The organism is Thalassotalea euphylliae (assembly GCF_042682785.1).
In the GTDB taxonomy this organism is placed as follows: domain Bacteria; phylum Pseudomonadota; class Gammaproteobacteria; order Enterobacterales; family Alteromonadaceae; genus Thalassotalea_F; species Thalassotalea_F euphylliae.
The window spans coordinates 215,300-227,812 of record NZ_JBHUIB010000003.1; the positions used below are offsets into that span (position 1 = coordinate 215,300).

The 12,513-nt window shown below is 42.9% G+C and carries 11 protein-coding genes; 9 read left to right on the top strand and 2 right to left on the bottom strand.

The genetic code is table 11. The features are described 5' to 3' along the window. The first annotated feature begins 183 nt into the window (after positions 1-183). The 4 genes from dnaK (at position 184) to ACFSJY_RS08180 (ending at position 5,105) form a co-directional block, all read left to right on the top strand. A complete protein-coding gene (dnaK, locus tag ACFSJY_RS08165; protein WP_386033118.1) occupies positions 184-2,109 on the top strand; it encodes a molecular chaperone DnaK in 1,926 nt (641 codons plus the stop codon). Positions 2,110-2,390: 281 nt separating this feature from the next. Then, positions 2,391-3,530, top strand: a complete 1,140-nt coding sequence (gene dnaJ, locus ACFSJY_RS08170) for a molecular chaperone DnaJ (RefSeq protein WP_386033120.1) — start codon at positions 2,391-2,393, stop codon at positions 3,528-3,530. A 134-nt stretch (positions 3,531-3,664) separates the two neighbouring features. Continuing rightward, positions 3,665-4,381: a hypothetical protein gene (locus tag ACFSJY_RS08175; protein ID WP_386033122.1), complete on the top strand. Its 717-nt coding sequence runs from the start codon at positions 3,665-3,667 to the stop codon at positions 4,379-4,381. Between the two features lie 52 nt (positions 4,382-4,433). Then, positions 4,434-5,105: a hypothetical protein gene (locus ACFSJY_RS08180; protein ID WP_386033124.1), complete on the top strand. Its 672-nt coding sequence runs from the start codon at positions 4,434-4,436 to the stop codon at positions 5,103-5,105. 36 nt (positions 5,106-5,141) lie between these two features. On the opposite strand, the gene ACFSJY_RS08185 is transcribed toward ACFSJY_RS08180, so the two are convergent. Continuing rightward, complete coding sequence (locus ACFSJY_RS08185) at positions 5,142-5,615, bottom strand: Lrp/AsnC family transcriptional regulator (protein WP_386033126.1); 474 nt, start codon at positions 5,613-5,615, stop codon at positions 5,142-5,144. A 217-nt stretch (positions 5,616-5,832) separates the two neighbouring features. Here ACFSJY_RS08185 and nhaA point away from each other — a divergent pair, with 217 nt between their 5' ends. The 4 genes from nhaA to ACFSJY_RS08205 all read left to right on the top strand — a co-directional run bounded on the left by nhaA (position 5,833) and on the right by ACFSJY_RS08205 (position 9,049). Continuing rightward, positions 5,833-7,011 carry a Na+/H+ antiporter NhaA gene (gene nhaA, locus ACFSJY_RS08190; protein ID WP_386033128.1) on the top strand — a complete coding sequence of 393 codons (1,179 nt, stop codon included), beginning with the start codon at positions 5,833-5,835 and terminating at the stop codon, positions 7,009-7,011. 95 nt (positions 7,012-7,106) lie between these two features. After that, the gene (locus tag ACFSJY_RS08195) at positions 7,107-7,640 is read left to right on the top strand and encodes an elongation factor P hydroxylase (protein WP_386033130.1); all 534 of its coding nucleotides are present in this window, start codon (positions 7,107-7,109) and stop codon (positions 7,638-7,640) included. Further along, positions 7,640-8,767 carry an ATP-NAD kinase family protein gene (locus tag ACFSJY_RS08200; RefSeq protein WP_386033132.1) on the top strand — a complete coding sequence of 376 codons (1,128 nt, stop codon included), beginning with the start codon at positions 7,640-7,642 and terminating at the stop codon, positions 8,765-8,767. The genes ACFSJY_RS08195 and ACFSJY_RS08200 overlap by 1 nt, the downstream gene beginning before the upstream one ends. A 9-nt stretch (positions 8,768-8,776) precedes the next feature. Beyond that, complete coding sequence (locus ACFSJY_RS08205) at positions 8,777-9,049, top strand: YfcL family protein (RefSeq protein ID WP_386033134.1); 273 nt, start codon at positions 8,777-8,779, stop codon at positions 9,047-9,049. A 45-nt stretch (positions 9,050-9,094) separates the two neighbouring features. Here the strand turns inward: ACFSJY_RS08205 and mnmC are convergent, their stop codons facing one another. After that, positions 9,095-11,089: a bifunctional tRNA (5-methylaminomethyl-2-thiouridine)(34)-methyltransferase MnmC2/FAD-dependent 5-carboxymethylaminomethyl-2-thiouridine(34) oxidoreductase MnmC1 gene (gene mnmC, locus ACFSJY_RS08210; protein ID WP_386033136.1), complete on the bottom strand. Its 1,995-nt coding sequence runs from the start codon at positions 11,087-11,089 to the stop codon at positions 9,095-9,097. A gap of 183 nt (positions 11,090-11,272) precedes the next feature. On the opposite strand from mnmC, the gene fabB reads away from it, so the two are divergent. After that, entirely contained in the window at positions 11,273-12,487 is a 1,215-nt protein-coding gene (gene fabB, locus ACFSJY_RS08215; protein ID WP_386033138.1) for a beta-ketoacyl-ACP synthase I, read from the top strand. Positions 12,488-12,513: the final 26 nt, after the last annotated feature.

The window sequence follows — 12,513 nt, forward strand, 5'->3', positions numbered from 1 at the left end:
TTGCGAATTATCAGCAATAATTGTGCTGTGAGCCATGGATAACGCCGTGAATAGTAAATTTCATAAAATTGAAAAACTTTTTACATTTTTTTCGTTTTCGCCATTGAAATGTCATTTCCCACCCCCATAAATCAAGTCAACTAAGTAATAAACGAATGTTTACAAATTTCGGAGATCCTAGCGATGGGCAAAATTATCGGTATTGACCTAGGGACAACTAACTCATGTGTAGCTGTTCTTGATGGTGACAGTGTACGTGTTATTGAAAATGCAGAAGGTGATCGTACAACGCCTTCTATTATCGCTTACACAGAAGAAGGCGAGACGTTAGTTGGCCAACCAGCAAAACGTCAAGCGGTAACCAACCCTAAAAACACTTTATTCGCGATCAAGCGTTTGATTGGTCGTCGTTTCGAAGACAAAGAAGTACAACGTGACATCGACATCATGCCTTTCGGTATTAAGAAAGCAGACAATGGTGATGCATGGGTAGAAGCAAAAGGCGAAAAAATGGCGCCACCACAAGTTTCTGCCGAAGTGCTTAAGAAAATGAAGAAAACTGCAGAAGACTACTTAGGTGAGTCTGTAACTGAAGCAGTTATCACTGTGCCTGCATACTTCAACGATTCACAGCGTCAAGCAACCAAAGATGCTGGTCGTATCGCTGGGTTAGATGTTAAGCGTATTATCAACGAGCCTACAGCTGCTGCCCTTGCTTACGGTATGGATAAGCAAAAAGGTGAAAAAGTTGTAGCGGTATACGACCTTGGTGGTGGTACATTCGATATCTCAATCATTGAGATTGATGAAGTAGAAGGCGAGCACACGTTTGAAGTACTAGCGACAAATGGTGACACGCACTTAGGTGGTGAAGATTTCGATAACCGTCTAATCAACTACTTAGTAGATGAGTTCAAGAAAGACCAAGGTATCGATCTTAAAAACGACGCACTTGCTATGCAACGTGTTAAAGAAGCGGCAGAAAAAGCGAAATGTGAGCTTTCTTCAGCACAGCAAACAGATGTTAACTTACCATACGTAACAGCTGATGCGACTGGTCCTAAGCACATGAACATCAAAGTGACGCGTGCAAAGTTAGAATCATTAGTTGAAGACATGGTTAAAGCAACACTAGAGCCGTTAAAAACTGCTTTAGCTGATGCTGACTTATCAACGTCTGACGTGACTGACGTTATCTTGGTTGGTGGTCAAACACGTATGCCTCTAGTACAGAAAGTTGTTACTGATTTCTTCGGTAAAGAGCCACGTAAAGACGTTAACCCTGACGAAGCGGTAGCATCAGGTGCTGCGGTACAAGCAGGTGTACTTGCTGGTGACGTAACTGACGTTCTTCTTCTAGATGTTACTCCATTATCTCTAGGTATTGAGACAATGGGCGGCGTGATGACAAAAGTTATCGACAAGAACACAACGATACCTACTAAGCAATCGCAAACGTTCTCTACAGCTGAAGACAACCAAGCTGCGGTAACGGTTCATGTATTACAAGGTGAGCGTAAGCAAGCTGGCGCTAACAAATCATTAGGTCAGTTCAACCTAGAAGGTATAGACCCTGCACCACGTGGCATGCCACAAATCGAAGTAACTTTCGATATCGATGCGGATGGTATCTTGCACGTGTCTGCGAAAGACAAGAACACGGGTAAAGAGCAGAAGATCACAATCAAAGCGTCTTCTGGTTTATCAGATGATGAAGTAGAGCAAATGGTACGTGACGCAGAAGCGAATGCTGATGCTGATGCTAAGTTTGAAGAACTAGTGACTGCACGTAACCAAGCTGATGGCATCATCCACGCAACGAAAACTCAAGTAACAGAAGCGGGTGATGATTTACCAGCTGAAGACAAAGAGAAGATTGAAGCAGCAATCGCTGAGTTAGAAGAAGCGATTAAAGGCGATGACAAAGCAGCGATTGAAGCTAAGCAACAAGCATTAATGGAAGCATCTGCGAAATTAATGGAAATTGCTCAAGCGAAAGCGCAAGCGCAAGGTGGTGCGGCTCCTGAAGGTGCAGCTCCTGAAGCAGATGCAGCGCCAGCTGACGACGTAGTTGACGCGGAGTTTGAGGAAGTTAAGGACGACAAGTAAGTCGGACTTGCAAATTGTCGCAGTAAAGCATAATAGCTGCGTTGGAAACGGTTACATAGAAGTCTATGCTCCCTTTTCCCGCCTTGCGCTAATGTCTTACTGCATTAATTTGCTAAGCCCTTAGGCTTGATTTCAAAGTAGAGAAAGCGTCGTTTATCGGCGCTTTCTTATGTTAAAGAATCCAGAAAAATAAGTGTTGAGCGTTAATTTCTTTGGTGGCTTACAAGCCAGTAAACAAATTAATTTTCGAATCATTGAAGTAACTGTAAAGAATTAAAGCTATGTCAAAACGTGATTATTATGAGTTGTTAGGCGTTTCAAAAGATGCGTCAGAACGTGACATTAAAAAGGCTTATAAGCGCCTTGCGATGAAGTATCACCCAGATCGCACGCAAGGTGACAAAGAGAAAGAAGAAACCTTTAAGCAAATAAAAGAAGCTTATGAGGTATTAAACGACGACCAAAAACGTGCAGCTTACGACCAATATGGTCATGCAGCCTTTGAACAAGGTGGCATGGGCGGTGGCGGTTTCGGCGGCGGTGGTGCTGATTTTGGCGATATTTTCGGCGACGTATTCGGCGACATCTTTGGTGGCGGTCGTCGTGGTGGCGGTGGCTCTCGAGCTCGTCGTGGTAGCGACTTACGCTACAACCTTGAAATGTCGCTAGAAGAAGCGGTTAAAGGTAAATCAGTAGAAATCAAAGTACCTACTTACGTTAGTTGTGAGCCATGCGATGGTAGCGGCGCGAAAAAAGGTACGTCAGCTAAAACATGTCCTACATGTCATGGCCATGGCCAGGTTCAAATGCGTCAAGGTTTGTTTGCTGTGCAGCAAACCTGTCCGACATGTGGTGGACAAGGCAAAGTTATTTCGGACCCTTGTAATGCATGTCATGGTCAAGGTCGTGTTCAGAAAACAAAAACCCTAAATGCTAAGATCCCTGCAGGTGTTGATACGGGCGATCGTATTCGTTTGGCCGGCGAAGGTGAAGCAGGCGAGCATGGCGCACCAGCAGGTGATTTGTATGTTCAAGTGAACGTAAAAGAGCACCCAATTTTCGTGCGTGATGAAAATCACCTTTACTGTGAAGTGCCTATTAGCTTTGCAACGGCTGCATTAGGCGGCGATATCGAAGTACCGACGCTTGACGGTAAAGTAAAACTTAAGGTGCCGAAAGAGACGCAAACGGGCAAAATGTTCCGTCTTCGAGGCAAAGGCGTTAAGTCTGTGCGTAGCTCAGGTCCAGGTGACTTGATGTGTAAAGTTGTGGTTGAAACACCGGTTAACTTAACGGGCGATCAAGTTGAATTGCTTCGTCAGTTAGACTCTAAAATGGAAGCAAGCAGCAAGAAACACAGCCCGAAAGAAACAGGTTTCTTCGATGGTGTGAAAAAATTCTTTGACGACTTAAAAAGCTAAAACTTCTACCTAAATTTTTAAGTTTTTAATCACTATTTTTAAATCCCGCTTTTGGCGGGATTTTTGTTTTTACGATAAAAAACATTACAGTAGTAGTGGAGTGTTATATTTTTATTTTTAAAAGGAATGGTTAATTGATTCGAGCTACTTTGATTTTTGCTTCTGGACTCATAGTCGGTGGTGTAGGTGTATTTACGTGGTTAAAAAGTGATTATGCGCCTGTTGATTCGCTTGTCGTGATAAAGCCTATTGAATTAGCCCCTAATGCTTCTGTTGCTGATGACTCCAATGGTGGCACTGCAACGATAATCGTAGAGTCAAATGACAAGGAAAAAATTGCACAACTAGAAGAGGAAGTGTTTCAGTTAAAAATGGAAGTAGTTAAAGCTAAACAACATGCCAACGACGCTATAGCTGAAATGCGAACTGCACAAAATAATCGACTTAAGCAAACCGTTAAAGCCAAGGTGGCGGTTAATTATGATGACTTATTAGGAACAATTTCTGAGCCATTTGCAACAAAGGTTTACGAGTTAAATGGTGGTATGGCCGAAACCTTTATGGATTACTATGAGCAAGAGCAAAATAGTGATTGGGCCTATGATTTAGAATACAAAATCAAAGATGCCATAACCATGCATGAGCAAGGTATTAATGTCAGGCTTGAATCAGTCATCTGTAAAACGTCAATCTGTGAAGTGAGAGGTTTTCAAACTGATGTCTCTGTGTGGATGAAAATAGGTCGCGATATTATGTCAGAATCTTGGTGGCCATTTGTTAACAGTAATTCAACGAACCATTCTGACCCAGAATACGGTGATTATTTTTATGTATTATTGAGTACAGAATAATAATGGTCTTTGAACTAGAATTTACCTGAATAGTAGAAAGATAAGGTTTCAAATGTTTAAAAAGTGTTGTGCGACAGGTCTTGCATTGCTACTGAGCTTTTTTGTTTCTGCGGAAGAGGAAGCACCACCTCCACCTTTAGATCCCGCCTATGAAGGCATACATGGTATGGCATTAATGCAAAAAGGATCTACGGTCTTTGCCTCACATATGCCAATGTATACTAAGCCACACAATGTTCAACTATTGTATAAGCTGGCCGTAAAAGACGTGAATTTACTGCAAGTGGTACGCGATAATCCGTTAGTAACGTTTAAGCCAGAAACCTTTAATTTGCAGCGCCTGATGCGTGGTGAAGAATTAGCTGTCGTCGGTGATGTTTATATTGGTCATTTTGAGCGTCAAGGAATGGCGGTTTATCAAGGAGTCACCTTGACGTTTGATAAACAGCTCTTTTTGCGCGAAATTAATGAGCCGGAAGCATCTAGTCGAATTCAGGAATATTCATCTGTATCTTATAACAGTAAAAACGACCGGCTATACATACATCATATCCAGCAAAAACCAAGTTATGATCACATATTGCATATCGACTTAGATGCGAGTTGTCCAACCAAAATTGCGACGTCTTCTGCAGTACCTAGTCAAGATGAAATTCATCGTCGCTTTATCAATTGCGGTACGATGCGCCCTATGTATTATGAAACCCAAGACTTTGCAAAATAAGTATGCGATTAATACATGTGAGGGTTAACCTGCAGGTTAATCCTCATCGGTAAAGTTGGGTAATACGCCGCTACGACTATGTTCAAATACCAGTGAAGTCTCTACGGTTTGTACTTCATCGCGCGAGGTGATGGCGTCAAAAACAAATTTACGTAAGTGTTCACTATCTTTTACCGACATATGAATAAAGTAGTCATAGCTTCCACCCATATGGTAGAGACTGACTATTTCAGGTAAAAGCAGTAGATCGTCCCGTAATTGATTGACGATCTCTTCTGAGTAGGGCTGAAGGCGGATCGCTGCAATGGCTTCAATATTACCGCCAATGGTTTTGAAGTTGATGTCTACGTATGAGCTTTTTACGACTCCTGCTTGTTTTAATCGCTTTACACGTTCTAAACAGGTTGATGGGGCGATACTGATCTTAGCCGCTAACTCTTTATTCGTGATGTCAGCATCATTAAACAATATCGTTAATATCTTTAAGTCGATCGCGTCAAGTTTCTTCACGTTGTTGCCCAATGCGTATTTGTTATCTAACTTGTATAGGTGAGTGAAGGAAAGTAGCAGAATTCAAACTGTAATTAAATAGAATTTAGCACGACTTTCTGTAATTTTTCCGAATTAATATCCATTACACTAGAATTTAAAGAAAAAATAATAAAGATTATTTGGACGCATAATTTAATTTGACATATTATGTCTAAAATTTTTCATGGAGAAGGCAATGCCAGTCAAAGCCATACAAGACTTTCTAAAACTTGAAGCTGCAAGTGGGATTATTTTAATGTTTGCGGCGGTGATAGCCATAATACTGGCCAACTCACCGTTAAATCAGTACTACGAATTATTGCTCGATGTTCCTGTCGTGATTGCAGTTGGTACGTTTGAGATAGCAAAGCCATTATTACTATGGATAAATGATGGCTTAATGGCGTTGTTTTTCTTTCTGGTGGGGCTAGAGCTTAAGCGAGAATTTCTTGAGGGCGACTTATCACAGCCAGGCCAAATCGCCTTACCAGCGATAGCGGCTATCGGCGGAATGGCAATTCCTGCACTGATATACGCATGGGTGAATTTTGATGACCCAGCGGCCCTGAATGGCTGGGCAATTCCGGCAGCAACAGATATTGCATTCGCATTAGGTATTCTTGCCATTGTGGGTAGTAAAGTGCCACTGCAGCTTAAAATATTCCTAACCTCAGTGGCTATTTTTGATGACTTAGGTGCCATTATCGTTATCGCCTTGTTCTATACAAGTGAACTGTCTGTAACATCGTTAGTTGTTGCAGCAAGCGTTATATTCGGCTTATTCATCATGAGTAAGCGCGGTGTGAAAGATACAGCGCCCTACATTTTCTTAGGTATTATTTTATGGGTGTCGGTATTAAAGTCTGGTGTACATGCGACGTTAGCGGGTGTCGTACTTGCGTTATTTATTCCGATTGAGGGGCGTAAAGGTGAGCCATCGCCACTTAAATCTTTAGAGCACAACCTGCATTCGCTTGTAGCATTTATTATTTTGCCGATATTTGCGTTTGCTAATGCCGGGGTTAACCTTACAGGTGTTGGCATCAGCGACATTGTTGCGCCTGTTCCGTTGGGTATTATTTTGGGCCTAGTGGTGGGTAAACAATTAGGGATATTTGGCTTTTGTTTCCTTGCCATAAAAACGGGACTTGTAAAACTGCCTGAAAATGTAAACTGGACATTATTATATGGTGCAGCACTGCTTTGTGGTGTGGGCTTTACCATGAGTTTATTTATCGGCTCTTTGGCATTTGAGCAATCGGGTGACAATCTGATTTATCAGGACCGTTTGGGCATCATCGTTGGCTCAATTATTTCCGGAACACTAGGCTACTTAGTTATAAAAGCAGGGGTAAAGAAACTCAAACCAGAGTAACTTACAATTTATATATAAAAACGGCGGTGCAACAATCGCCGTTTTTCGTTAAAATCCCCGCCAGTTTTATTCGCGCTACTCTCAACATAAGTGGTATGCACAACATTCAAGATATCATCTCTATTTTTGATTCGACTTTTTATCAGGCTTATAACACGCGCTTGATAAAGGGGGATGATGAGCCTATTTATCTACCCGCTGACCAAACGTGTGATTTTCACCGTATCGTATTCGCACACGGCTTTTATGCCAGCGCATTACATGAAATTGCGCATTGGTGCATCGCTGGACCTGAACGTCGCCTGCTAGAAGATTTTGGTTATTGGTATGTGCCCGATGGACGAAATGATGAACAACAAAAGGCATTTGAGCAGGTAGAAGTTAAGCCGCAAGCGGTAGAGTGGGCGCTTTGCGCCGCGGCAAACAAACGTTTTAATATCTCGGCAGATAACTTAGATGGCGCAGAGCCAGATATCGAAGGTTTCAAAGCTAAGGTCTTTGAACAAGTAAAAAGCTATTTACATAATGGCTTTCCAGCGCGAGCACAAATGTTGATGGCATCGCTTGTTAAATTTTACGGCACATCCATGCCAAATAGCGTCGACGATTTTATAGAGGTAACTGGTTGATGAGCAAGTTTAAGCTTGGGTTAATTATCAATCCGATTGCGGGTATTGGTGGAAGTGTCGCATTAAAGGGGAGTGATGGCGAAGGTATTGCCGAAAAAGCCATAGCCTTGGGAGCGACTGCTAAATCGAATGAACGAGCAGCTAATGCGTTGTCAGTGCTATTGCCTTACCGTGATGACATAGACGTGTTTACGGTAAGTGGAGAAATGGGACAGCAATGTGCACAAAGCCTTGGGTTTTCCACACAAGTTGTCATGAAAGCTAGTAGCCCAACATCATTTGAAGATACAGAAAACGCAGTTAATGCCTTGCTTGCTGCTGAAGTTGATTTGATTTTATTTGCTGGCGGTGATGGTACTGCGAGAAACATCAGTAATCAGGTGGCTGATCGGGTGCCCGTACTGGGCATTCCGGCAGGATGTAAAATTCACTCTGGCGTTTATGCGGTAACACCTAAAGCCGCTGGTCGCATTGTCGAGATGATGGTGACTAATCAGATGGTCACGCTTGGTGAAGCAGACGTGATGGATATCGATGAGTCTCTGTTCAGAGAAGGTGTTGTCAAAGCGAAACGGTACGGCGAAATGCAAATTCCAATGGAGCTTCGCTACGTACAGGCAGTAAAGGCTGGTGGGAAAGAGTCTGATGAGCTGGTACTTCAAGATATAGCTGCCCATATTATTGATGAAATTGACGAAGAACTTGTCGTCATGGGATCAGGGTCAACTACCGCCTTTATTATGGAAGAAATGTCGCTAGAAAATACATTGTTAGGCGTGGATTTGGTGCAGCATCAAGGGCTTGTTGGCACTGATGTAACAGAACCGCAGCTTTGGAATGCAATAAGCGAACAGCCGGGAAATGTTAAACTTGTGATCACATTGATTGGTGGGCAGGGGCATATTTTTGGCCGCGGCAATCAGCAGCTTAGCCCAAGAATCATTCGCGCCATTGGAAAAGAAAATATCATGGTTGTTGCGACAAAAACGAAACTCGCAGCACTAAATAATAAGCCTTTAATTGCTGATACGGGCGACGAGGCACTGGATCAAGAGTTGTCGGGCTTCTTAACCGTGACAACCGGATATAAAGACCAAGTGCTTTATCCGGTGGCAAGCCCACAGTAGGAGAACATTTTGAAATTTGAAAACCTAACAGCCTTATATGAATATTTTGATAACTTAGTCATGGAAGACGCTGATGCTGATACATTATTTGCATCAAGCTACCTTCGCGGTTTTATCGCGCTAGCGGCTAGTGAAACAGGTACTGAGCAACAAGCATTATCGTCATCATTAGCTGAAAAAGTATCTGAACAAGTTCGTGACGCAAAAAGTGAACTGTCGCCACAAGACCAGTTAATTGTTCACAACTATTGGCAATCACTATTACCTGCCTTCACAGCATAGCCAAACCTCTATTAGCAAGATTCTTAGTTTGCAAATGCTCTACAGTTACTGCGATTGAGTTTTGTGCTTGCCTTTAATGATGTCTTTTAAGATGAAGCGGTTTGGCGCAAGGTTAAATCGCATTTTACTGTCTACTGGATAGGGTAAATTACACAGGTCAGCAACTAATATGTCGCTAACAAGCGGTGCTGAACATAGCCCTCGAGCGCCCAGTCCACTCATTACATACAAGTTATCGTAGTAGGGGGCTGGTTCATTGATTTTCCAGTTTTTGTCCTGTGCCAACTTACCAAAAATAGCGGGATACAGTTCTGTTTTGGGCATGGGGCCGGCGATAGGTAAATGATCAGGAGTCATGGCACGCAACCTCGCTTTGCTGTTTACAATGCGCTCCTTTGGAATGCTCGCTATCTCTGGTAATGTCTCAGCCAATACTTCTCGATTGTAATCATTATCAACATCACGAGTGTTGATATCACGATCTTGCTTGTCAAAGGTTGCACCTATGCAAAAATTACCGTTGTTGGCAGGCGTTAAATAGCCCTTGTGACATATAACAGTGGTTACAGCGTCACCGGTATCCGCGACTTCTGAAACTTGTCCTCGTACAGGGTATTGAGGCAGCTCATCGATGGGCGTCAATAGATCAGAATCCGCGCCAGCGCATACTACTACCGTGGAAGCATTTATCTTACCTTTGCTCGTGGTAAGCAACCAGTTGCCACTGTCTAGTTGGGTCAATTCGGTGACTTGAGTATTTGTTTTTACTTTAAAAATTCCTTGATCGCTTGCAGCTTGAACTAGTGCACTTACTAATTGTTTTGGGGCTATCCAGCCCGCTTTAGGAATAAACATCCCACCACTATGAAGAGAAGCACCAGAAAGTTTTGATGCTTTATCTGCATTTACAGAGTGAATGACATCTTTCGGCCAACAGGGGGATTGCTCAAATTTCTTCTGGCGCACTTGTAAGGACTCTTTGTAGGAAACCTCCAGCAATCCGCACCAGTCATGCGCGAATTGATATCCATCACTGAGCAAGGTGTCGTAAAATGCTCGCGAACGGTGAAGAGCGTCTACATAGAATTGACTGATCTCATCTTGAACAAGATGAATTAGCGGATACAAAGCGCCAATAGCGTTACTAGATGCCCCTTCTGCTATGGTTTCGTCTTTACACAGTAGGGTGACTTTAACTCCTTGTTTCGTCAGTTGGTAGCTTAAACATGCCGCCGCGATACCACCGCCAATGATGGTGACGTGCTGTACCTTCGGCTTTTGAGGGCGATTAAGGTAGCTTTTTCCTTTGTTTTTTGGTTGTTGAAATTTAGCGACAAGTGTCTGTTTCTTTTTACCAACCGTATTGCGTTTCGCTACTCTAAAACCAACATTTGTGAGATGTCGCCTGACAAAACCTGCAACAGTGAAAGTGGCTAAGCTAGCATCATCTGACGACAGTCGAGCAATTTGCTCAAACAAAGCCTCACTCCACATGTCTTGGTTATTTGCGGGGGAAAACCCATCTAAATACCATGCGTTTATTTTTTGTTTGTGCTTTAGGTTTAACTGCTTAAAACCTTCGGTAGCATCATCAAATATCAGAACAAGCTTTATTTTCCCGTCCAAACAACTCAGGGTGGTTTTTCCTTCTGGGACATCTGGGTATTGTGTCAATGCATCATCAATTAATGGCTGAAGATCATGCCACATCTGTAGGCTAGTTTTTATCTGCGCCTTGGATAAGGGGAATTTCTCCACCGAATAAAATGTGACGTCAGCAATATTCTCTGCACCATTTTCCTCTATCGCCTGACTTAATTTATGTGCTGTTAGAAAAAAGTTTAGTCCTGTGCCAAATCCTGTTTCGCCAATAATAACAGGGCATTCAGATGACAAAAGTCGAGAGTTGATGTTGTTGCCATTGATGAACACTTGTTCACTTTGTTGGCAGCCAGATTCCGTATCGAAGTAGATATCATCAAATTGCAAAGAATAGGGCGCACCATTGGCTTGGAAACTGATCTGAGTTTTATTTGTCACAGTAACAGGAAATGCAGTTGAATTTACTCTAGGTCTATTTTACCGTGAGTTCCGCTGCAAAGTCATTGGGTTATATTAATAGTGTGAAAAATTCAGTGTACAGATGTACGCTGGACAGACCAGTCTTTAAAGTAAAAGCCGCTATCATATGCCCGTTTTTTAAAACAGATATGGTTGGAATCAATGAAACGTGTCGTGATCACAGGGCTTGGTATTGTATCAAGCATAGGTAATAACGCCGAAGAAGTATTAGCATCGTTAAAAGAAGGTCGCTCAGGTATTTCTCGCTCTGAGAGCTTTGAAGAAGTAGGCTTGCGTAGCCAAGTTTGGGGTAAACCAGACATTGATGTTAAAGAGCATATTGACCGTAAAGCAATGCGTTTTATGGGCGAAGCTTCTGCGTACGCATATATTGCCATGGAACAAGCGATTGAAGACGCAAAGTTAACCGCTGAGCAAGTGTCAAATATTCGTACGGGTATTGTGGCTGGCTCTGGTGGTGCATCGTCTGCAAATATCGTTTCATCAGCAGACACATTGCGCAACAAAGGCGTGAAGCGTGTCGGCCCTTACGCAGTGCCTAAAACAATGTCGAGTACGGTATCAGCATGTTTAGCAACACCGTTTAAAATTTTAGGTGTGAACTACTCAATTAGTTCAGCTTGTGCAACAAGTGCACACTGTATTGGTCACGCCATGGAGCTTATCCAGTTAGGCAAGCAAGACGTGGTTTTTGCCGGTGGTGGTGAAGAAGTTGATTGGTCACTTGCGATGATGTTTGATGGCATGGGAGCTTTATCAACGAAGTACAACGACACGCCAGAAAAAGCGTCAAGAACTTATGATGCAGACCGCGACGGCTTCGTCATCTCTGGCGGTGGCGGTATGGTAGTTGTTGAAGAGCTAGAGCACGCATTAGCTCGTGGCGCTCATATCTACGCAGAAATCGTTGGTTACGGCGCTACTTCTGACGGTTTTGACATGGTTGCTCCAAGCGGTGAAGGCGCTATTCGTTGTATGCAAATGGCAATGAACGGTGTCGAAGGTGACATTGATTACCTAAATACTCACGGTACATCAACACCTGTTGGTGATGTGAAAGAGCTAGGTGCAATTCGTGAAGTATTCGCAAATAAGTCTCCAGCAATCAGTGCAACAAAAGCGATGACTGGCCATGCACTTGGTGCGGCTGGTGTGCATGAAGCTATCTATTCAATGCTAATGATGGAGCATGGTTTTGTTGCTCCTTCAGTAAATGTAGAGACAGTAGATGAGCAAGCTGAAGGCTTGGATATTGTTAAAGAAGCGCGCCCTGCAGACCTTAACTTAGTTATGTCAAATAGCTTTGGTTTTGGTGGAACGAACGCAACATTAGTCATGAAAAAATTTAACGACTAACTCTGTAACGACAACATTGCATGTTA